This window comes from Paenibacillus sp. PAMC21692 (assembly GCF_014303795.1).
In the GTDB taxonomy this organism is placed as follows: domain Bacteria; phylum Bacillota; class Bacilli; order Paenibacillales; family Paenibacillaceae; genus Pristimantibacillus; species Pristimantibacillus agaridevorans.
Map to the genome: position 1 here is coordinate 6,190,079 of NZ_CP060293.1, position 22,863 is coordinate 6,212,941.

13 protein-coding genes are annotated in these 22,863 nt (G+C 53.4%); 1 reads left to right on the top strand and 12 read right to left on the bottom strand.

Translation table 11 applies throughout. The features are described from left to right. Nucleotides 1-160: 160 nt before the first annotated feature. The gene (locus H7F31_RS25305) at nucleotides 161-1,105 is read left to right on the top strand and encodes a VOC family protein (protein ID WP_187101056.1); all 945 of its coding nucleotides are present in this window, start codon (nucleotides 161-163) and stop codon (nucleotides 1,103-1,105) included. A gap of 137 nt (nucleotides 1,106-1,242) precedes the next feature. Here the strand turns inward: H7F31_RS25305 and H7F31_RS25310 are convergent, their stop codons facing one another. From H7F31_RS25310 to H7F31_RS25365, 12 genes are all read right to left on the bottom strand, one after another. Then, nucleotides 1,243-2,850, bottom strand: a complete 1,608-nt coding sequence (locus H7F31_RS25310; RefSeq protein WP_261800126.1) for a response regulator transcription factor — start codon at nucleotides 2,848-2,850, stop codon at nucleotides 1,243-1,245. Between the two features lie 31 nt (nucleotides 2,851-2,881). Next, on the bottom strand, nucleotides 2,882-4,663 hold the full coding sequence (locus H7F31_RS25315) for a sensor histidine kinase (RefSeq protein ID WP_261800127.1): 1,782 nt from the start codon (nucleotides 4,661-4,663) through the stop codon (nucleotides 2,882-2,884). Between the two features lie 53 nt (nucleotides 4,664-4,716). Further along, complete coding sequence (locus H7F31_RS25320; protein ID WP_187101057.1) at nucleotides 4,717-5,625, bottom strand: carbohydrate ABC transporter permease; 909 nt, start codon at nucleotides 5,623-5,625, stop codon at nucleotides 4,717-4,719. Between the two features lie 13 nt (nucleotides 5,626-5,638). Further along, nucleotides 5,639-6,538: an ABC transporter permease gene (locus H7F31_RS25325; RefSeq protein ID WP_087567979.1), complete on the bottom strand. Its 900-nt coding sequence runs from the start codon at nucleotides 6,536-6,538 to the stop codon at nucleotides 5,639-5,641. Between the two features lie 97 nt (nucleotides 6,539-6,635). Next, nucleotides 6,636-8,381: an extracellular solute-binding protein gene (locus H7F31_RS25330; RefSeq protein ID WP_187101058.1), complete on the bottom strand. Its 1,746-nt coding sequence runs from the start codon at nucleotides 8,379-8,381 to the stop codon at nucleotides 6,636-6,638. A gap of 246 nt (nucleotides 8,382-8,627) precedes the next feature. Beyond that, complete coding sequence (locus H7F31_RS25335) at nucleotides 8,628-10,604, bottom strand: YjhG/YagF family D-xylonate dehydratase (protein ID WP_187101059.1); 1,977 nt, start codon at nucleotides 10,602-10,604, stop codon at nucleotides 8,628-8,630. Between the two features lie 30 nt (nucleotides 10,605-10,634). Continuing rightward, nucleotides 10,635-12,092: an alpha-ketoglutaric semialdehyde dehydrogenase GucD gene (gene gucD / locus H7F31_RS25340; protein WP_187101060.1), complete on the bottom strand. Its 1,458-nt coding sequence runs from the start codon at nucleotides 12,090-12,092 to the stop codon at nucleotides 10,635-10,637. A gap of 30 nt (nucleotides 12,093-12,122) precedes the next feature. Beyond that, on the bottom strand, nucleotides 12,123-12,998 hold the full coding sequence (locus H7F31_RS25345) for a fumarylacetoacetate hydrolase family protein (protein WP_187101061.1): 876 nt from the start codon (nucleotides 12,996-12,998) through the stop codon (nucleotides 12,123-12,125). Between the two features lie 142 nt (nucleotides 12,999-13,140). Further along, nucleotides 13,141-13,899, bottom strand: coding sequence for an IclR family transcriptional regulator (locus H7F31_RS25350; protein WP_187101062.1), 759 nt, complete (start codon nucleotides 13,897-13,899; stop codon nucleotides 13,141-13,143). Nucleotides 13,900-14,232: 333 nt separating this feature from the next. After that, the gene (locus H7F31_RS25355; RefSeq protein ID WP_187101063.1) at nucleotides 14,233-20,133 is read right to left on the bottom strand and encodes a fibronectin type III domain-containing protein; all 5,901 of its coding nucleotides are present in this window, start codon (nucleotides 20,131-20,133) and stop codon (nucleotides 14,233-14,235) included. Between the two features lie 179 nt (nucleotides 20,134-20,312). Continuing rightward, complete coding sequence (locus tag H7F31_RS25360; RefSeq protein WP_187101064.1) at nucleotides 20,313-21,920, bottom strand: extracellular solute-binding protein; 1,608 nt, start codon at nucleotides 21,918-21,920, stop codon at nucleotides 20,313-20,315. 40 nt (nucleotides 21,921-21,960) lie between these two features. Next, nucleotides 21,961-22,851, bottom strand: a complete 891-nt coding sequence (locus H7F31_RS25365; protein WP_187101065.1) for a carbohydrate ABC transporter permease — start codon at nucleotides 22,849-22,851, stop codon at nucleotides 21,961-21,963. Nucleotides 22,852-22,863 lie beyond the last annotated feature (12 nt).

Genomic DNA, 22,863 nt, shown 5'->3' on the forward strand with positions numbered 1-22,863 from the left:
AGATAGATGAATCGTTGCTCTATTATAGGCTGAACTACTTTCAATTCTGCCATATATCGTTTCAAAACTCTAGCGTTATTGCCGGTGGATTCATGCGAACGTATGTGCTATAATCAAAGGCGTAATAGGCACTTCATTAACGAATTGGGAGGCAATACTGATGAGCGATGCTAATAATGGTCTTGCGCAACCGATCATTCCGCATTTGTGGTTCGACAAAGAAGCAAAGGAAGCTGCTGAGTTCTATTGCTCTGTTTTCCCGCATTCCAAAATAACCAGCTCGACGACCTTAAACGATACGCCTTCCGGAGATGCACCTATCGTTTCGTTTACGGTTTGGGGGCATCCGTTTATGGCTATCTCTGCAGGGCCGCTCTTCAAGTTAAATCCTTCGATTTCGTTTTTCGTTAATTTCGATCCGTCGCGGGAACCAAATGCCGGAGAAATGCTCGAAGAAGCGTGGAATAAGTTGTCCGACGGAGGAACTCCTCTCATGCCTCTGGACAAGTACCCGTTTAGCGAGCGGTATGGCTGGATACAGGACAAATACGGGGTCAGCTGGCAGCTCATATTAACTAATCCGCACGGGGAGCCGCGCCCGCCGATTATCCCTTCCCTGATGTTTGTCGGCGACAACTGCGGCAAGGCGGAGGAAGCTCGCGAGTTCTATCTCTCGGTCTTCCGCAACGCGAAGCCCGGCGCGCTGGTTCGTTATGCCTCCGGTATGGAGCCAGACCGCGAGGGGGACGTCATGTTCTCCGACTTTATGCTGGAGAACACCTGGTTTACGGCTATGGACAGCGCGCATGAACATTCGTTCCAGTTCAATGAGGCGATTTCCTTGCTGGTCGATTGTACGACGCAGGAGGAAATCGACTACTATTGGGACAAGCTGTCCGCCCTTCCCGAAGCCGAGCAATGCGGCTGGCTGAAAGACAAATACGGCGTTTCGTGGCAAATCTCGCCCGCCGCTTTAGACAAGATGATGAACGAAGGCACACCGGAGCAGCGTGATCGCGTCACGAAAGCATTCCTGAAGATGAAGAAGTTTAACATTGCGGAATTGGAACGGGCTTATCTGGGGAATGAACCAACCGGGTCGTAACACCGACATCGATTCGAGCTACCATGACCATCGTTGCCGTCGGTGTGATGGGTTAGAGGAAACAGAACAGCCCAGGAGGCGTACTCCCGGGCTGCATTTTTATATTTTCGTTTCATATTCCAGCTGTTCGTTAATGTCTATGCCTCTCTTCGCTTTCCGGCCTGTTCCCGAAATTCATGCGGCGAAATGCCCGTCCACTTCTTGAATACTCGGGTAAAGGAATGGGGCGCCTCGTATCCGACGCTGGCACCGATCTCCGCGATTTTCATTTCCGTATGCAACAGCAGCTCCTTCGCTCTTGCAAACCGGACATCCTCGATATATTCCGACAGCTTGATCCCCCGTTCTTGCTTGAATAAGCGCGAGAGGTACGAAGGGTTAAAGTGGATTTCGTCTGCCAGACGAACGAGCGACAAGTCCTCTGCGATATGTTCGTCAATATAAGCGCTGATCTTATCAATAGCCGTAACAGCTCGGTTATGCTCCCCGTCTCGTCTCAATTCGAACAGATCTTCCGCCACGCCCCTCAGGACGGAGTATCGTTGTTTCCAGGAGTGATACCCATCCAATTGCATCAAGCCCCCTGCAGACATCGGCAGCTTCTCTCGTTCCCCCCAACGATTGGAGTAGGAAAGCAGGATAAGGGCGATGGAATAATACAGCTCCGTGGCGTAAGCCGTTGTCCATCCTCCCTCCGTAGCAGTCAGCGTAAGCTCGTTAAACAACCCGAGAAAGTCCTCTCTTCTGCCACCCTCCAAATGTGAAGCCAGCGTCTCCGTCTTCTCCTTCGGGAAGCGCAAACGCACCTGAGCTGCCGTTCCCTCCTCGTTTAGCAGCACGGATTGCACCATCGTTGTCCCGTCTCCCGCACGCAAGTGCTGCCGTTCTCGGAGCTTATCGTAAGCCGTGGGGAGCTGCTTCCAGTCCGTTGGCTCCTTCGCCAGCGTAACGGACAACTGAATGCCCAGCGACTGCTGGCAGGCCTCCTGAATCAATTCGAACGTTCCCTCCAGGAATGTAGATAGACGTTCGAATCGGTTATCCTCTTGCTCGGCTACAGATGAATTCGATAGCGGCCGGCATGGATCGGGCGGCTGAACGAGCCAGATCAGATCGCCGTAACGATCGATTACGCCAAGACATCTGCTTTTCTCCTCCAAATAAGTATCAGCAAGGATTTTAACCCTGAGCGCCGTCTCCTGCCGATCGGCATAGTAGCGGTGAGCCTCCGCCGCGGACAGGCTGCCAAGGGCTATGAGGACGGGAGCGCGGGGTTCGAATTCGATGCGCAGTCTATTGAAGTTGTCCGACATCGTCTCGTCCGCTCCGCCTTCGAACAAGAGATGGCGCACAAAATTGCCTGCAGCGAGCGTGTCAAAGGCATTCTGGCTTGCTTTGGAATTCTGCAGTAGCGCAGCCGTTCGCAACTCTTCTTGAATCTCGCTAACAACCAGGCCAACGGTCTCAATCAGTTTGTTATACCCTTCACTCTTAAGCAAATAACGGATACCCGGCCACTGAACCGCCTGGTATACCGTTTCGAAATGGCTGTAGCCGGTCAAAAAAATCATCTTGCATTGCGGCCAATCGGAGCGGATTACGTTCATTAAGGCCAGACCGTCCATCTCCGGCATGGCGATGTCCGAGAGTACGATATCGAATCGGGTCCTCCGCAGCCATAGCAATGCCTCCTGTCCGGAATATGCCTTATACAGATCGAGCTCCAGATCCAGCTTGCTAAGCACCTCGTATAGACCGTCCGTAATAATTTCCTCGTCATCTACGATAAGTAATCGGATTATCTTGTTCTCCCCCCTCCCTAGGCAGCTTCAGCGTCGCCATTAATCCTCCGAGCCCGCTTCTTGACACCTGTAGTCCTCCATCGCCTAGTGTCAAAAGGACACGTCGATGTATGTTGACCATCCCTGTAATCTCGCTTTGGTCTTCGTCATCCTTCAACGAATGTATGATTCTAGCCAATTCCTCGTCAGACAAGCGATCTCCGTTATCCTCCACGATCACTCTAACCTCTTCGTCATCCCATTCGAAGCGAACCACTATCAGTCCGTCGTACGCCTTTTTCTCCAGGCTGTGCTCGAACGCGTTCTCGATGATGGGCTGTACGATCAGACGGGGCACCTGCATAGGCGCAAGTTCGGAAGGAAGCTCCTGGAAATCCACCTTAATACGCCTCGAGAAACGCAGCTCCTGAATCTCCGTGTACATTCTCGCATGCGAGATCTCATGCTCCAGCGACAAATTGTCGGAAGCGTTACGCGTTACGAATTGAAAGTATTTGCCCAATAACGTCGTGAATTGCTCGATGCGCTCGACGTCTCCCGTCTTCGCCATCGTATTTAAAATGAAAAAGCTGTTGTACAGGAAATGGGGATTGATCTGCGATTGAAGCTGTTTGAGTTCCGAGCGCTGCGCCAATATCTTTTGCTTGTAAGCCTGATCGATCAATGAACGCAGATTGGCGACCATTTGGTTAAAGCGGCCGTACAGATAACGGAATTCGTCCTTCGAGGCATGATCAATGAAAATGTCGAGGTCCCCATTCTCCATTCTTCTGAAGCTCTTGACGAACGTTAATAAGGGCTTGTGGATGAATTTGTACGTCGATAGAGCGTAAACGGCTATGATTCCAAGCGATAGAATGAGAAACAACCATGCCCAGGAGTAGAACCGGTCGAGCGGTTCCTGGAATACTCGTTCCGGGATGAACCGGTACAAGGAGAAGTTCAGCTTCTCCGAATTAGCGTGCATATAATAGAAACGCATATTGGACAACTTTACTGCGTCCGTTTTCAGTTCCTCGCTGTCTCGGGATCGCTGCAGGAAAACGGGCATATCTTGCTCTGGAAAGGCTCCTGCCCCATTGGTAATAACTACGCCATCCCGTCCATGCACGAGCATGACCCCGCTGTCTGCGTAGAGGTTGAACTGGTTCAATTCCTCTCGCATGACCCCGCTGTCGAGCGCGATCTCTACGGTAAACAGCGGCTCTGCATCTTTTCTCCCCCCGGGCTTGTACGCACTCAGGTGCAGGCTGCCCTTCCATTCGATAATCTGGGATCCGTGCCCATACACGGAGCGAATCCCGTAAAACCGCTCCGCGTCGAACTCGCGCGCCCCATCGACAGACAACGTCTTGCCGATAGGAGCAATGTGCACGCTGACGTCTTCAATGTAATGGCTGCTGTTCTGGATCGTATAAACCCGTTTCAGCAATAAATTGATATTTTCCATCCGCTCGATCGTGTCCATCGTTTCCCAGGTCAGCGCCAGTTCGTTCAAGTGTTCATCTTCGAGCAGGCTGTACTGGAGCAGCTTTATCCGTTCGATTTCGTTCTCCATGTCCGAGAGGTAATAAACGATCTGCGAGACCGCCGTCTTGGATATGTCCTCGCGGGCGGTCTGCACGATCCAGTTATAAATGTACGCCCCGAACGACCACATAGGGAGCATGATAAGCAGAAAGGTAATCAGCAGTCGCGAAAAAATGGAATTTCTGAGCGAGATATCCTGGCGATTGAACAACAGCGTCGCCTCCACCGTTTTCCCTCATTGTAACGAATGTTCAACATTCTGTCCCTAGATTTCTCCAGTTATCCCTTAACGCTCCCTAGGACGATGCCTTTGACAAAATATTTCTGCAGGAACGGATACGCCAAAATGATAGGCAGCGAACCCAGGAATATCTGCGAAGCCTTCAACGTTCGATCTGAGATTTGGGCCAGGTTCAGCAGATCGTCCCTCGACACATTGGACAGATTCTGTTGAATGACGATCGTCTGAATGTAACTCTGAAGCGGATAATTGGATGGATTGCTCATCAGGATCAATCCGTCGAACCAACTGTTCCAATGCTCCACCATGGAGAACAGAGCGAGTGTTGCAAGCGCCGGCTTCGAGATGGGCACGTAAATGCGCCATAACGTCGTCCAGTGGCCCGCGCCATCGATCAGCGCCGCTTCCTCCAGCTCCTTTGGCACCTCTCGAAAGAAATTAAGCAGCAGAATGATGCTGAAAACCGGAACGGCTCCGGGAAGCACGAGCGCCCATATCGAATTCAGCAAGCCGTATTCCTTGAGCGTCACATACCACGGAATCAGACCTCCGTTGAAGAGCATGGTGAGGAAAAATATCCATGCATACACGAGCCGAAAGCGCAGAGCCTGAGACTCCTTCGACAGAGGATAGGCAACTAGAATCGTCAGCAGAAGATTCAAAGGAGTACCTAACGCAAGACGTTTCAGAGACATCCACATGGATTGCCAGAATTCTCCCCGGCTAGCTGTAAATTCATACGAAGCCCAGGTGAATTCGACAGGCCACAGCTTGACTTGCCCAGCGGCGGTCGCCGCGCTGGAGCTGAAGGAAACAGCGATGATATGAATGAGCGGGAACACGCAAAGTATCGCTACCAGCACTAGAAAGACCGTGTTGACGATCGGGAACCACTGGCGCTTCCTGCCGCCCCCTCGGGATGTGCTTACGGATGACTGCTGATTCATGGCTTCTCTCCTCCTAGAAGATTCGGTACCTAGCAAAGTAGTATGCGAAGAAATAAGAAGCGGAAATGAGAATCAGCGACACAATCGACTTAAAAAAACCAACCGCGGTTGCAACGCCATATTGCGCGTCCAGCAAGCCAATTCGGTAGACAAAGGTGTCCAGAATGTCTCCGCTTTCGTATACTTGAGGACTGTACAGGTTAAACACTTGATCGAACCCGGCATTCAGGAGCTGCCCCAAGCTCAGTACGGACAGCAGGACGATGACCATCCTCATGCCAGGCAACGTAATGTGCCAGATCTTGCGCCATCGATTGGCGCCGTCAATCGTTGCCGCTTCGTACAAGCCGGGATCGATCCCGGTAATTGCCGCGAGGTAAACGATCGTTCCATAGCCGAAGTTCTTCCAGACGTCTGACCCAATCAAAGTCGTAGGGAACCAGTCGTTATCGCCGAGGAAAAAGATTTTGGGCAATCCCAGCGACGTTAGCAGACCGTTCACGATTCCGCCCGATGGGGACAAGATATCAACCAGGATACCTCCGAGCACGACCCAGGAAAGGAAATAAGGCAAATAGATGGTCGTCTGCACTGTGCGCTTAAGCACGGCGTTCTTGACTTCGTTAAGCAGAATCGCGAACACAATCGGCACAAGCAAACCAAGAATCAGCTTGGAACCCGCAATCAATAGCGTATTTAACAGCACTTGCGAAAAGCTGGGCAAATGCATGACATATTCGAAGTTGGACCACCCGATCCATTGTTGGTCGCCGAAGAGACCTTTGGCGGGGATAAACTTTTGAAATGCGATCACGATGCCGGCCATGGGGACGTAAGAGAATAGTATGATGAAGACAAGCCCCGGCACGATCATCAAATGAAGCGGCAGCTCTCTCCTTGTCTTGGCTCCCATTGGATGTTGTCCCTCCCATTCAGTCATAAAACATGGAGGACAGAAGCCGGAACCTTGTTGCCTCTGTCCTTTGCATGACTATGCCGTTACCTTCTTTTTATTTTGTTGCCGCATACCATTCGTTGACCTCCTGCGTAATTTGATCTCCGCCGAGTTTATTCCAGTCATCAACGAATTTATCAAAGTTTGAAATGGGATCGCCCAATATAATCTTGACAAACACTTCGTTCTGCAGCTTCTCCAGCGTAGCTTTGCGCTCCACCATCGTCGGCGTCGGCGCTCCGACAAACTTCTCAAGCAGGAACTGATTGTTTTTGTCGTATTGATCCGTTATGCCCATGGAGCCTTGCTCGCTGTAGATTCGCTCCCAACCCCAAAGCGCAAAGCCCTCCGTGGAGCCGGAATAGTAGGATTCCATTTTCTCTTGAATCGTCTTTGCTTCCCCAATCAGCTTAGACATATCGCCGCTTTTGCGGGCCTCATCGATGTCGCGGAACGCCTCGACATTTTTTTTCAGAGGGTAAGGGGTGACCGGCGATAACTGCCATACGCTTTCCGCCTCCGGCGGCGCGAAATAGTAATCGAAATCTCCCGTCTCTCCCCAGTTTTTCTCCATATGCATATTAAAGAGCTTGACAAGCGCTTCCGGATGTTTCGTTCCTTTCTTAGCCGCAAAGAATCGCGTCGTGCTGAATTTAAGCGGCACCTTCGCCATCTCTCCGGATTCAGTAACGATTGGGAAAGCCTGCCATTCTGCATCGGGGTCGTTGTTTTTGTTGAGTTGTAGCGGATAAATCGAATTCCATTGTTCGCCGTATTGCATGCCAATCTTGCCGGCTGCGATCAGCTCGGATACTTTGCTGCCGTCTTTAATGCCGAACTCGGGATCAATCTGACCATTCTTGGCCATATCCTGAAGTGCTTGAAGCGCCGTTTTCACTTCAGGCTGAATGCTGCCAAACTTGAGGTTGCCGGATTCGTCTTCCAGCCAAATGTTCGGGAAGGCGTTATATCCGGCAAAGAAGCCTTCCAGCCCCATTGCTCCGCCCCATACATTTTTGGTGAAGCCGATGCCGTACGTGTCCGCCTTGTTGTTGCCGTCGGGATCCTTTTCCGTAAACGCTTTGGAAATCGCCAGAATGTCGGCCATTGTCTTGGGTTGCTGCAAACCGAGCTTCTCCATCCAATCCGTGCGGATCCAGACGAACATGGAGCGCTCGATAGATGCCTCGACAAGCGGAACCGCCATCAGCTTGCCATCCAGGGTTACGGCGTCGAAGGGGCTGGAGCCCTCTTGAGTGAGCGCATCCTTTAACATTGGAGAGGCGTACTTCTCAAAGATTTCCGTCATATCTTCAATCTGATCGGAATCCGCCAGCTGTTTGAGCTGCGTCGCGTTGACGGGAATAAAGTCGGGAAGATCTCCCGAGGCAAGCGTCACATTGATCTTTTGCAGATATTGATCCGAGCCGACATCGCCTTTCACTACCCAATCATTGACGATTTTAATGCCCAGTTCTTCTTCGTACACGCGCGTCCAGCGATTGTCTTCCAATGTCTCGTCTTTCAGGACGCCCAATACGTTGTTCTCGACCACATCGCTTAGATGACGTACGAACGATACCTCGATCGGCGGATCGTATTTGCCGAACGGTCCGTCATTCGTTCCGCCGTCCGTATTGGTTTGACCTTCATTGCCGCCGTTTCCGCTCCCTGCCGTCGCCGTAGGCTTTGCCGTGCTTGCAGGCGTTTCGTTCCCGCTTGAACAGGCTGTAATCGCAAGCGATGCCAGCAGCAGAATCGTAAGCCCTTTCAATCCTCTGCTTCTCCAATGCTTATCCATGCGTTCTTCCCCCCAAGTTCATATAGTCTTGCTGGAGCTCCCTCTTGTATACGTTTTCAGTATATGTGCTAGATCAACGAGCCACAATGTGCAACTCTTTACATGCTTACCCGTTGTTTACCTATTTGTAAGCGTTTTATTTGTTAGTGCGAAAACCTCTGGCGTGGTCAAATATTATTGCGCACAATACAAAGCGGTTGTTCCCGTACGGGACAACCGCTTCCAAATTGTTCCTTGTGGTAGAGACTATCGGTTCAACGCTTTTCTTCCCGCTTCCAACAACTCGACTATCCGATCTACGTCGTAGACGCCGCCTCGCCAAATTCCGCCGCTGGCTGCCTGGAGCGCGGCCCACAGACGCGTATCGTCAGGCAGATCCGGATCGGGCGAAAGCAAGGGATGGGCCGGACGTTCATACAACCGCCTAGCCCCTTCGACTGCATCGAAGCGTTCTTCCCCCTCGCCTACGAAGTTGATGCTGCCTTCCAGTTGGTTCAGGTCTACAACAATCTCGATCCAGTCCCCATCGCGCAGCTTCGCCACAGGACCGCCAGCCAGCGCCTCAGGGCCGATATGGCCGATGCAGGCGCCGGTCGACACGCCGGAGAATCGTGCATCCGTGAGCAAGGATACCTTTTTGCCAAATGGCAAATGTTTCAGAGCGGAAGTAAGCTGGTACGTCTCTTCCATCCCTGTCCCGCTAGGCCCCCTGCCGATCAAAGCCAACACGTCGCCGGCCGATATCCCCCCTGTTTTTATCGCTTTTATCGCGGCGCGCTCGGTCGTGAACACTTTGGCTTGACCCAGATGCCTGTATATACCGTTGTCGCTTACGACCGAAGGGTCGATTGCCGCCGACTTAATGACCGAACCTTCCGGAGCGATATTGCCGATCGGGAACGTTACGGTTGAAGCCATTCCAGCCGCTCTGGCGCTTTCCTTCGTATAGATGACCGTTTCGGGGTCGATGCCGTCGGAGCGGAGCAGCACCTCCCGCATTCGTCTTCTTCTCTCGGACGACTCCCACCAATCCAGCACTTCGCCCCACGTCTTGCCCGATACGGTGAGCGCCGACTCCTCCAGCAGTCCGAGTCCCCTTAGACGGAGCATGACTTCCGGCACGCCGCCCGCCAGGAATGCGCGAACCGTCGTATGTGGAACGGGGCCGTTAGGCAATACGCTGACAAGACGAGGAACGCTGCGATTGATGTCCGCCCAGTCGGCTACATTGGGCACGCGAAGACCCGCGGCCTGCGCAATCGCCGGGATATGCAGCAGCAGATTCGTCGAACCCCCGAAGGCGGCATGAACGATCATGGCGTTGCGGATAGAAGCATCGGTCAACACCTTTCCAACGGTTAGTCCTTGCTTTGCGGCGAACATCGCAGCCCTTGCCGATTGACGGGCCAACTCTGTCCATACCTCCTGTCCCGATGGCGCCAATGCAGCATGAGGGACCGTCAATCCCAGCGCCTCTGCCACGATCTGGGATGTTCCAGCCGTGCCGAGGAACTGACAGCCGCCGCCCGGCGTAGCGCATGCCCGGCACCCCATATCCGCCGCTTCTTCGAGCGTCATTTCTCCGTTTGCGTATCGCGCGCCGATCGTCTGTACCTTGCCTGCGTCTTCTCCGAACGTCGGCGGCAGAGTAACGCCTCCGGGCACGATGATGCCGGGTAGCGAAGGGCTACCTGCAAGAGCTAACATCATGGCGGGGAGTCCCTTGTCGCAAGTGGCAACGCCGATGACGGCTTTGCGGGTCGGCAGCGAACGGATAAGCCGCCGAAGTACGATCGCGGCATCATTTCGGTAAGGCAGCGAATCGAACATGCCTGCAGTTCCTTGAGACCGGCCGTCGCACGGGTCGCTGACATATCCGGCGAACGGAACTCCGCCTGCGGAGCTGATCTCCTCGGCTGCCGCCTGCATCAGCAGCCCGACTTCCCAATGCCCCGTGTGGTAACCTAACGCAACCGGTCTGCCATCATCCCGACGTATTCCGCCAAGCGTACTTAAGAGCAGCACTTCCTGACCCCCCAGGCGCGATGGCGAAAGCCCCATCCCGACATTTTGCGACCAGCCGAACAAGTCTCCGCTTGGGGACTCTCGAAGCAGCTCCGGCGTAAGCGGCAACGAACCGGCCGGACCCGAAGCATGGGTGGCAATCCTGTAGACTTCCTCTCCTCCGGGCTCCGCGATTTTACACCAATCATTATGCAGCATGACTTGCTCCTCCTCATGGCTGGAAGTCGATTACGGTTTCATAAATACCGTCTTTATCGAGGTATAGAATTCAATTGCCGCCTGTCCTTGCTCCCTTGTGTGGGAGCTGGACGCTTTCATGCCGCCAAACGGCGCCTGGAGCTCAACGCCAGCCGTCTCTGCATTAATGCGGACCAGCCCGGCATCCATATCCTGAATAAAAGCCAGCGCGCTGGCGATATCCTTCGTGTACAGCGAAGCGCTAAGACCGTATGGAACATCGTTCGCCAGTTCAATCGCATCGGCCAAATCATTCGCTTTAATCAAGGCCAGCACGGGTCCGAATATCTCCTCTTGCGCTATTGCCATACGCGAAGTGACGTTCTCGAATACCGCAGGCGTAACATAGTAGCCGTTGCGAAGCTCCTCCTCCTCGGGCTTGGTCCCGCCGAGCGCCAACGTCGCTCCCTCCTCCACCCCGGTCCGAATGTAGTCGAGAACCGTCTGGTATTGCTTCTCGTTCGCGCACGGTCCCAGCCACGTCGACTCCGACAAGCCGTTCCCCACGCGGAGCGTTGCCGCTTTCTCGAGCAGTTTGTCGCGGAAACTGTCATAGATATCCTTTACGACGATCACGCGGCTAGTCGCCGTGCACTTTTGTCCCGAAGACTTGAAGCCGCCGCTGATGGTCGCATCTATCGCCAGGTCCAGATCCGCATCGGCAGCTACGATGATGGGATTTTTGCCGCCCATCTCAAGCTGATATTTCGCCCCTCGCGCGAACGCAGCCTGCCCCACGGCCTTCCCGGTCCCGTTGGAACCTGTAAACGTGATGCCTTGCACGTCGGGATGCTCGGCCAAGCCCTGCCCGATCTCTCTGCCGCTCCCGATGACCAGATTCAGGACGCCGCTTGGCAGCCCGGCTTCGTGGAAACATTCCATAACCAGCGCTGCGGTGACAGCCGTCTCGGAAGCCGGCTTCCACACGACCGCGTTGCCGTAGATCAGAGCTGGAGCTAGCTTCCAGATCGGTATGGCCACGGGGAAGTTCCAAGGCGTAATCGCGCCGACTACGCCAAGCGGAACGCGAGTCGTGAACATAAAGGCATCGGAGTCCGTCGCGGGGATGACATCGCCGATCTTTCTCATGCCTTCGCCGGCGTAATATCGCAGTATCGCTACTCCCCGCGCTGTTTCCCCCTTTGCTTCCGTCAGCGTTTTGCCCATCTCCAGCGTCATTATGCGGCCGATCTCGTCCAGTCGCCTCTCCAGCATATCCGCCGCTTTGAATAAGAACGCGCCGCGTTGCGAGCCGGCGAGCTTGCGCCAAGCTCCCTGCGCCCCTTTCGCCGCCGCCACGGCTCTTTCGAGATCTTCTTTCGTCGACAATGGAATGCGGCCCACGATTTCATCCCGATTGGCAGGGTTAACGCTTGACGTCGTTCCTCCGTATTGCGCCGGCATCCACTCTCCGCCAATGTAATTCGAGCAGCTCTTTACAACCTCCATATTCTAAACTCCTCCTTTTCTATTTCGCAATCAGGCGACTACAGTATTGACTAACGTTCCAATAGATTTAATTTCGATTTCGATGCGATCGTTCGGCTGCAAGGTGAAGTCGTCCGGCGGAACCAGGCAAGTGCCCGTCAGAAGCACCGTCCCGTCGAACAGCAGATTGTCCCTCTTAAGATAAGATACAAGCTCCTCCAATTTCCGCTTCAGCATCCCGGTATTCGCCGCAATGTCGACGACGATCTCCTCATTGCGATAGATTCGCAGCTTCATCTCCAAATCATAGGGATTCGCAGTCGTTTCTGCGAGCCTAATGGCGGGCCCGACGGAGCAGGACTGCCTCCAAATCTTGGCTTGCGGGAGATACAGCGGGTTCTCTCCTTCGATATCCCGGCAACTCATGTCATTGCCGATCGTGTACGCCACGATGTCCCCTGCGGCGTTTAGAACGAGTCCCAGCTCGGGCTCCGGCACTTGCCATGTCGAATCGCTGCGAAGCTTGACGGTGCCTCCCGGACCCACCGTTCGGGCGGACGTAGATTTAAAGAACAGTTCCGGTCGTTCGGCATCGTATACAAGATCGTAGAACGTGGCGCCTGCATTCGCCTTTCCGCCGGTCGCTTCGTAGTTGCGGGCCTCGCGGCTGCGCTGGTAAGTGACGCCTGCCGCCCACACTTCGGGAGCATCCACCGGAGGAAGCAGTTCGAGAGAACGCCAATCTCCTTGCAACGGCATTTTTTCCGTTATATCGGCAGCAATTGCCTCGAGCGTCGTCATGCCGAGCCGCTGCGCCCTGCGAAACAACTCCCAGACATCCTTATCTTGCAGCCTATAAGCCACTTCATTGTCGCCGACCGCCGCGAGCGCATTCCGATCCCCGTCCAAATACTGAATTAACCTCATTAACACCACTCCCTGTTTTATAATATAGTACACGGTTTTATAATACTGCTATAATAAAACCTCTACGGAGGTCTCTCAATAAAGAGCAGCCTCGCTTAGAGGTGGGTTTTATCGTCTAAATAAACAAATGGAAGGAGAACAACTATAACTTATATCCCAGCCTTCGGGAAACTTCCGCTGCTGTTTGTTGCAATTCTGTTATCAGATTCTCCAGCCCTCGATCGTCGACACGCGACCGCAACGTAGATACGCTGATGGCCGCCGACGTATGCCCGCGATGATCGAAGACGGGAACGGCCGCACATCTGACGCCGATCTCATTCTCCTCATTATCGACAGCGTACCCGCACTCTCTTACGAGTTCCAGCTCTCGGCGGAACGCGGCCGCATCGGTAATGCTCTTCGCCGTAAGGCGAACGAATTCGTATCGTTCAAGAAGTCCGTCAATCCATGCATCCGACTGATAGGCGCTTAATAGCTTGCCTACGGAGCTGGTATGCAGCATGACGCGCCTGCCTACACGGGAGTATCGAATTGGAGCAAGTTCGCCCTCCACCTTGTCAATATATACGCCTTCGTCGCCATCCAATATGACCAGATGCGTCGTCTGCCCCGTGCTCTGCGTGAATAGCTCCAGGCTAGGCTTGGCGACTTGCCTAATATCCATCGATTGCAGCACCTGTTGCCCCTTCTCGATTAGCCGCAAGCCAAGTCGATATTTCCCCGAATCAACGTCTTGCTCCATATAGCCGCGAGCTTGCAGCGTCCTCACCAACGAATGGACCGTACTCTTGTGCAAGCCCATCCGGGTGCCGATCTCCGTAATCTTCAGCTCCGGGGTCCGTTCGTCGAATAAATCCAGAATGAGCAGTGCCCGCTCAACGGCTTGTATAATCGGCATAACCGCCTGCAACCACCTTCATGTTCGATTAGCTTCTGTAACCGTATTCGACGTCTGCCTTCGCATTCCTGCTTGATTCGAAACATTTGAGGCGACATGCCCGCTTGCTTTTAAGATACTAACCTGGACGAATGAGCGAACTGAATCATAAGGGATTCGCCCTTGAAGATGAAGAAGTTTGACATCGCCGAATTGGAACGAGCCTATCTTGGACAATAAACGGTACCGAAAGCGCCTATAGTCCGGACACTCCTTACAAAGTGTCCGGCTTACAGGTGCTTGTTTGTTAATTATCGCCGCGTGAAACATTGACCTTGCTTGCGGTTAATAAATCTATCTTTCATAGATTCTAAAGATAACTACAGCCGCCTGCGCCCTAGTAGTTGAACCCGTCGGGTTGAGGGAAGAGCCGTCTCCCATTATAATCCCCTCGTTTATCAATGCCGCCGCGCTGTCCCGCGCGTATTCCGCAACACTTGAAGCATCCAGGAATCCGCTTAGATCCTCCGCGGTTCCTTTGGACGGCAATTTACCGGCCAGCTTGAGCGCTCTTGCGACGATTACCATCATATCCTGCCTGGAAATCTCGCTCTTTGGATTAAAGTTGCTTCCGTCCACGCCGGTTACGATGCCGAGCCGCTTCGCGATTAGCAACGCCTCATAATAGTAATCGTCGGTGTGGATATCCAGGAAGCTTGCCTCATCGTCCGTTTCGGCCTCGAAGCCGAGCGCCCTGACCAGCAAGACGACAAAGTCCGCTCTCGTTATATTTTTGCCCGGACTAAAGCTAGTATCGGACGTGCCCTTGATAACGCCATTCGCATACAACTCGTCGATCGCTTCGGATGCCCAGTCGTACTTGCCATTGCCAACATCCTTAAAGTTATGGGGCTCAAGCGTAGGCTTCGGCGTTTGCGTTGGTGTTGGCGTCGGTGTTGGCGTCGGTGTTGGCGTCGGTGTTGGCGTCGGTGTTGGCGTCGGTGTTGGCGTCGGTGTTGGCGTCGGTGTTGGCGTTGGTGTTGGCGTCGTTTCCGGCGGCGACCACGCGGATTGTGTAGTCGCGTTTACCGTCGGGCCATCCGCGCTCCAGTTGCCGGCTGCGTCTCCCGCCTGCACCGAGAATGTATATGCCGTGCTCGATGAAAGTCCCGTCACTTGATGGGAGCGTACCTCTCCACCGACTGCCGCCACTTCCGTAGCGCCATTATAAATTTTATACCCCGCTACTCCCGTGTCGTCGGAAGCTGCCGTCCAGGCCAATGTGAGACTGTAGGTAGATACGGAGGAAGCCGTCAACGCGCTTTCTTCCGCCCAAGTCGGAGCCGCAGTATCCGTTTCCGTCAACGTGGTTACGGTAACCGAAGGACCGTTCGCGCTCCAGTTGCCTCCGCCGTCTCCGGCTTCTACTTTAAAGACGTATTCGGTATTCGGAGCTAAACCTTCGACCCGGTAAGTCAAGATCGTTCCGCCCACGGTCGCGATTTCTTCCCTATCATTGAAAATCCTGTACCCCGTAATCCCGGACTCATCCTCGGCCGCCGTCCAAGTCAGCGTAATCTCCCTCGCTCCGACGCCGGATTCCGCAAGCTCGCTTTCTTCCGGCCACACCGGCGCCGTCGTGTCGGCCGACGGCAATGTCCTGACCGTTGCGGTCGGGCCGTCCGTGCTCCAATTGCCTGCCTCGTCTCCAGCTTCGATCTTGAAAACATAATCGGTGTCCGGAGCCAATCCGACGACGTCGTAGGAGCTTGCCGCTCCTGCAACAGCTGCCAGTTCCTCGGAGCCTTTATAAATTTTGTAGCCCGTAACTCCTTTGTTATCCTGCGCGGCGGTCCAGGTCAGCGTAAGCGTGGTTGTCGCTATGTTAGAGCCCGCAAGGGCGCTGCCTTGCTCCCATGTCGGCGAAGCGGTGTCCGGGCTTTCGCCGTCTCCCGTAATCGAGACTCCATGCACTTGGATCGACGCTGCGCCTTTTGCAATCGCCAACGCAAATTTACCGTTATCGACAGCTACGGTGACGGCAACGCCTAACGCCTCCAGCTCCTCGTCTTGGTTAAGGTAGTCTTGCGCTAGCGCCGCAAGTGATTCCGGCTGCGTAACGCTTGTATTCGGCACTATGACGGTCGAACCGATCAGTCCGGCTGCCTGCTCAACCGCCAACTGATCCGCGCCGATCGCCGAAGAACCCGTCGACTTCACAAAGATTATATCGTTGTATGTGACTTGCAGATCGGAAGCGCTTAAGTTATTGCCGTATAATAGCAGTTTTGCGTCTCTAAAGAAATCCGGCGTAAACGTGGTCGGCACGGTTGCGCCGGGGCTGCCGCTCATAATGGTATAGCTGGCCCCGTTATTTGTCGAGAAATACCCTTGTACATCGTTGCCCGTCTTTACGACCCGCAGGAAGTAATTGGTACCGCTCAAGCTCGTTCCGACGGTCTGATTGTTGGAATTCGTCGAGCCCGACAACCCGGAACTCACGACCTTTATGCTGTTGTCCAATTTAGTAGCGGCAAGTCTAAAAAATTCGCCAGTTTCCGCTTTGCGGATGCCGATGCCGACCTGCGTCGCGTTCGTTAATGCGGCGTCGCTAAGCGGTTTGTCCACCGTCAGCTTTGCCGTCAGCGTCCAGTTTCCTTCCGCCGATCCCGGCAATTGCAGGAGATTCGTGCTATTGGGATACGGCGGATCCTGTTTGACCGTATGCAATGTCACGTTCCCCTCCGGATGGAAGCTGAACGCTTCTCCGCTTGGGTTTCCGATGCTCCAGCCATCGGGAAGACCGTCTGCGAAGTCGAATCTTTGCGTCTTGGTGAACGCTACCGTAAACGTCTTGATCGATTGTCCCTTGATAAAGCGTATGATTGCCGTATCGCTGACGCTGCCGGCTTGCGCGATGCTTACCTTCACGCTTGGATCATTGGAGGACGCGGTCACGACCGGCACTTCCGTACCCGCAACCGTGTACGTATAGTCAAGCTTATCCTGCGAGAAGCTTACGGGCAGACTGCCATCGACAAAAATCGTGTAAGTCGTTAGTATGGGAGGCGTCAAAGAAAGCAAATCGGCATACATGATATTCGAATCCTTGGCATAGGCGGCCAAAACGACTTTAGCCGTGCCGACCGGCTCTTGATAGACAAAAGATTCGTTGTCGCTTTCATGCCAGTCCGCGACTCTTACATGAAGAGGCTGGAACGAAGCCAGGTTTAATGGCCCGCCTTGCAGCAACCGTCCGATAAATTGACCGTTCTGCCAATAACCGGCATCCCCGGCTTCGCGCTCCCGATAAGGCTCCGGCATATCGCGGCCGCTGATCGGCGTCAGCGCCAGCTGTTCGCCCTCGCTATCGTAATAAACCAATGCAACCTCTACATCGCCTGGATTGTCCGCGGCAACGTCGTAGCTCTCCGGACGATGTTTCATGGACATAAAGTGTCCCTTGAAATTGTAGGTTTCTCCGGCAGTCAGCGTACCGGTCACGTCCTGCCAGATGCCGTCGTACTGATTATCGGCATCGATCCGGTTGGCCAGCTTCGCGGATCCCGCTATTCTCGAAGTCGCGTTGTTCTTTAAATAACGAGACAGACCCGTGTAGCTTTGAATCGTGTCCGCGGTAAGCTCCGGACCCGCTACGGATTGCAGGAACGTGCCGTTATCGTATCGACCTGCCGCCCAGTTGCTCGTATTGGAAGAATTCACCGAATCAAAGTCGCCGTTAATCAACAAATTGCCCGGTATAGAAACCGTCGAATTGTTGGCGGCGGGGCTCCAGTCGGAATCGTTGGCCCCGAACAAGAATCGGTCGACTACGATCGGGCTGCCGCTTGTTTCCGATACGATATACAAATCTTTATGGCCGTAAGCGCTGAGGTCGCCCGTAGATACCATATCCTGGTATTTGCCGTACCCGTTATTGGCCGGCACCGAAATACGCGCCACCTCTCTGCCTAACGAACGGATGTCGTTCGCATCGCCTACATGCGTGCCTACCGGCACAACATAAGCCGCCAGATCGCCGCCATTGACAGCCTTGGCTTGCGCCGTTAGATAAAGCAGATGCCTGCGGACTACGCCGCCGTTCGCGGAACCATCCGCAAAGTTGATATTGCTGTAAGCCAGGTAGCTGTCGTTGCCCATAGCGACGGCTTCATTGGCGCGGCCTGCATGGCCGGCCTCGTTTCCTTGCACGCCATTGTCGTTTCTTTCTGCCTCGAGCGAAGAGAAAATATCGCGTTCGCCGTCCAGACTGTCAAAAGTCGCGTATGTGCCTTGGGATGGAACAATCGTAACGACGCTAGCCGAAGGAATGTCGATGACAAACTTGCCGTTTACGACGGGAATCGTGCCGAGCTTCTCCTGATTCTCGCTGGCGGAAGTCCGGAATACGGTCACGCTCGACGTGCCTGCCGGGAATTGATTGAGCGTGAACTCCAGCGGTTGAATGCTATCGTCGTTTTTGGCGTTGGATATCGTAATGGAGAAATCCGTATTGTTGCGGAAACCAACGATGTTAATGTCTTGCGCCGGAGCGCGCGTTACATCGAAGCGCTTGTCTCCCGGATTCATAAAGCGGGAGAAATGCCCGAAGCTGTAAAACCGTTTGAAAATCCGGTATTCCCCGGTCAATGTGCTAATGCGCCCCGGCTCCTGCTGGGAGTTCGTTGTGACGAAGCGGATCAAGTCGGAACCGTCGACGCCGTTGTTATCCCACATGCTCCACCAGATGAAGCCATTGAAGCCGGGATTGCTTGTAAACATATTGGTCATCAGGTTGGACCAACGCACCGCATCGTTGATGTTCTGATTGCCGTACCGATTGGTATAGGCGCCGGCGGAACCGTCGCCGGTATCCTGGTTCATGAACTCCGTCTGCCAAAGCTTGTATTTGGTCAGATACTGCGGATACGAGTTGCCCGCTGTCGTATAATCCATTGGCGTCTGCGAGAAGCCGCCCGTATGATACAGCTTGTTCTCGTCCGTGCCGATCCCTGTCGTACCGTACAAGTGAGTCGAAAACACGTCAAGAAACGGATTCTTCATCGTGGCAGTCGCTTCATCGACTTGGGAGAACATCTGACCGCCTCTGCTCAATGAAGCGTTAAGGTTCGTCCCATCCACCGCAACGAGCTGAGGGATAAAGTCGATGGCTTCGCCGTCGGGATTCTGGATATCGTACAGAGCCCCGCCCGGTTCTACGGCTGCTTTCAATGCAGGGCCGACATATTCGTTGACCAGCTCGGTTACATAAGCCGCGCTTCCGCCCGCCAAGTCCACCTCGTTAAAAGGTCCTACATGGGTAATCGGAATCCCCCATTGCTCCCACATGCCTTTTACGTAATAAACCAAATAATCGGCAAACGCCTGATAATAGATTTTCACTTGCTTGCCATCGATAATGGCCACATCGTTGCGAATAATCTTGCTCGGCGAATTGGATGAGGAGTTGCTCATCCAATAGGGCACCGTCCACACGCATGCATAGAATGTCTCGACGCCGTATTGCATGGCTTGACGCATCGTCCATACTTGGTCGAAGTCGAATAATTCCTTCCTTGTGCGCGGCGCGTTCTTGATGACAACGGGATCCGAGCCTTTGTCGCTAAGCAGATTGGTCGGGCCGCCGGCATCGTTCGGGATCGGCTCGTTCCAGGATGGATAATTCCACACGAAATCCTCGAGCGGCACCAGCGTGCCTGGTTCATGCGCCGGCTCGTTCGGCCAGATGCTGTCGGTGTTGCCGTCGTAATAGCGATTCTCGGCATCGATTTTATAGCCGTATTGACCGGCCGTCCCCCTCATGGGGATGGGATTGCCCTCTATATCGAATCCCGGATTCGCGACATCCGCGGGCAACGAGGTTACGGGGTTGAATCCGGGGCTTGCAGCCGTACCGCTTGCGGCGACGCCTCCGTTGTCTCCGATCATGACGCGAACGATATCATGCCCCGTGCCGTTCTTCTCGTCGAAGGTCATATCCAGCAATCTTCTGACCGTATCCTGATGACCCGCGGATGCGAGCTGCATCATTTGTGTGGAAGGCGTATAGGCATAGGCCGCGCCTACGCCATCCATATCCTGGTATGTTGTATACCAGTTCGCTGTTACCGGGGCGGCATCTGCAGCGGCTTGAACCGTACTGCTCATGGACAAGGATGCCGGAGCAACGATGGATGCCGCCAATGCGGCAGCCGTCAACTGCGCAAGAGTCCTTCTCCTAAATCGTGTTAACATGATAAGTCTGCCTCCTTTTTATGAAATCTTCAATTATGAACACGCTTACATTTCGCTGAAGTATTTATGTACCGTTACGTGGCATCCGCCTTTTCCAATGTCGATCGCTGTCTATTCCCGCGTACGCATGATCGATTCCCCGCCGACGAGGCGGAGAATCGAGTTCATGCCTGCGATTCTTATTTCATGGCTTCGAATGCCTGGCGTTTCTCGTCCATGACTTCTTGTCCGCCGATTTTCATATAATCGTTGACTTCGTTATCGTAAACCTTATCGAAGTCTGCCGGTTTTGCCGTTATGACTTTAACGAAAATTTCATCCGTCTTCTCTTTAAGAGTCGTGGCGTATTTAATTTCCGCTTGAATCGGCGTCGTAACGCTAGGCTTGATCACGCCGTCCTTGGTACCCATCTCGAAGCTGGCGACGGTGAAATCCTTATAATTAGGGTCGGATGCGTTTACCGCAAGGTTTAGTTTCTCGTCTGTCGAGCTTGCGAGCTTGCCGTTCAAAATGATGGCGTAGTCCGTATAGTTGTAGAGCGTTTGTTTCGCTTCCTCGTTATCAAGCACTTGCGGCACGCCATCTACCATTTCGTAGGTTTTGCCTTCCGTTCCGTTTTGCAACGGAATGAAGTTTTCGGGCATGGCCATCCAATCCAGATACTTGACTACGGCTTCGGCGTTTTTACTGGTTTTTGGAACGAAGATGTACATTCCGTTTGGCGAATAAAGCGCTTTGGGCGTTTTGCCGTCAGGAGTAGTAAACGGATTGATCGGAACGACCTTCGCGTTGGCATCTGCTTTGCTCACCTCGGCCAAGTAGCCTTGGTAGACCGGCTCGTTCGTATTGGCCGTGCCCGATCCCACGACGCCGTTGATCAAGTCCTTCTGGAACTTCTGGAAATCCTTGTTCATCGTCAACGGGAAATCCGGATCGATCAAACCTTCGTTATACAGCTTGTTCATGAAGCGGAACGCTTCCTTGTTGCCCGGCAGCAGCCAGTCCGGCGTCGCGTATAGATCGGCATCCGAAATTTTATCCCATTCCCAGAACGAATATTGAAGCGGCTTGCTATGGAATGGATCGATGTTGCTATAGGGAATGACCTTGTCGCCGGACTTGCCGGGCTTCTTCTCTTTAAACGCCTTCAGCGTATTGTAGAATTCATCCGTCGTTGTCGGAATCGGCAAGCCCACCTCATCCAGCCAATCCTGGCGCATGATTGTCGTGCTTTCCGGCAAGAGAACCCGGCGGGCCGGAATCGCGTACTGAACGCCTTCGAATTTACCATAATTCAGAACGGTTTCGCCCAAAACCGTTTTCAGGTTTTGCCCGAATTGCTCGAGATAAGGTCCAAGATCGGTCAAACCGCCGTCTTTGACGTATTTCTGCACCGTTGGCGTATCATACGTATAAACCAGATCCGGAGCCTGATTGGCCGCCATCAGCACATTCAGTTTCTCTACCTCTTGAGTCCGCGGTACGGTAACAAATTCGACTTTAATATTGTTCGGATCCCCGAAATTCTCCTGAATGTAATTCGTCATGAAATTGTCCGTGATCGGCGGGGCGCCGGCCGGCGTATTATTGCGGTCGAACAACTCGATGCGCAGCGTGATGGGATCGCTCTTAGGCGCTTCCGTTGCAGGATTGGAGGTTGGATTGGTTGTCGGCTTGCCGGAAGGCTCGTTGCCTCCCGTATTGTTGCCGGAGCATCCGGCAAGTATGGATGTCGATACAGCCACCGCCATTAGCCCGGCTGACCACTTTTTGGACTTTGCATTCATTTGACCCGCTCCTTTGAATGATTGTAATCCTGCTTCAACACTATCCTTTGACTGCGCCGATCATCATCCCGGATACAAAGTATCGCTGCAGCCATGGATATACTAACAAAATCGGAATCGTGGCAAACATAATGGATGCCGCTTTAAGACTTTCGGGGACTGGCGTGATCGTGCCAATGCCCTCGAGCATGCTGTTTACCTGGCTATTCATGACCATTTCGTAAAGTCGGAGCTGCAAGGGGTACAAATTAGAGTTTGTAATGTAAAGCAAGGCATCCATAAAGCCGTTCCACCGTCCGACTGCATAAAACAAGCTGATGGTCGCCAACACGGGAAGTGATAACGGCAAAATAATGCTTAGCAACACTCGGAACTGGCTGGCGCCATCCATTCTGGCGGATTCCTCCAGCTCCGACGGGATGGAGCTGAAGAAGGTCTTGACGATGAGCAAATAAAAAGCGTTGATGGCGCCCGGAAGAACCAGCGCCCATACGGAATCGAGCAGGTCTAAATTTTTTATGTTCAGATACTCCGGAATCATGCCGCCGCTGAAAAACATCGTAACTACGATAACAAAGAGAAAGAAGTCCCGCCCTCTGAGATTCTTTTTGGTTAACGGATAGGCAGCCATAACGGTCATGGTCATGGCAATTACAGTGAATAACGACACCATGCCTATCGTAAATGCAAGCGATCGAATCATCTGAGCATTGCCGAATACGGCTTTATAAGCCGTCAAATCGATATCGAGCGGGATAAGCGTCACTTTGCCTGCCATAATGGCGCTGTTACCGCTCAGCGACAAGGCCAGAATATGAACCATGGGCGCCAAACAAAGCAAGCTTGCAATGGAGACGACGAAAATAAGCACGATATCCAGCCATTTGTCGCTCCGGTTCACTCGAACGCCGGAATAATTAGAGCTTGTCACGATTATCTCCTC

Coding starts and splice junctions, on each gene's coding strand:
- H7F31_RS25305 (WP_187101056.1), top strand. CDS start 161: ATGAGCGATGCTAATAATGGTCTTGCGCAACCGATCATTCCGCATTTG.
- H7F31_RS25355 (WP_187101063.1), bottom strand. CDS start 20,133: ATGTTAACACGATTTAGGAGAAGGACTCTTGCGCAGTTGACGGCTGCC.
- H7F31_RS25335 (WP_187101059.1), bottom strand. CDS start 10,604: ATGCTGCATAATGATTGGTGTAAAATCGCGGAGCCCGGAGGAGAGGAA.
- gucD (WP_187101060.1), bottom strand. CDS start 12,092: ATGGAGGTTGTAAAGAGCTGCTCGAATTACATTGGCGGAGAGTGGATG.
- H7F31_RS25330 (WP_187101058.1), bottom strand. CDS start 8,381: ATGGATAAGCATTGGAGAAGCAGAGGATTGAAAGGGCTTACGATTCTG.
- H7F31_RS25325 (WP_087567979.1), bottom strand. CDS start 6,538: ATGGGAGCCAAGACAAGGAGAGAGCTGCCGCTTCATTTGATGATCGTG.
- H7F31_RS25350 (WP_187101062.1), bottom strand. CDS start 13,899: ATGCCGATTATACAAGCCGTTGAGCGGGCACTGCTCATTCTGGATTTA.
- H7F31_RS25320 (WP_187101057.1), bottom strand. CDS start 5,625: ATGAATCAGCAGTCATCCGTAAGCACATCCCGAGGGGGCGGCAGGAAG.
- H7F31_RS25345 (WP_187101061.1), bottom strand. CDS start 12,998: ATGAGGTTAATTCAGTATTTGGACGGGGATCGGAATGCGCTCGCGGCG.
- H7F31_RS25360 (WP_187101064.1), bottom strand. CDS start 21,920: ATGAATGCAAAGTCCAAAAAGTGGTCAGCCGGGCTAATGGCGGTGGCT.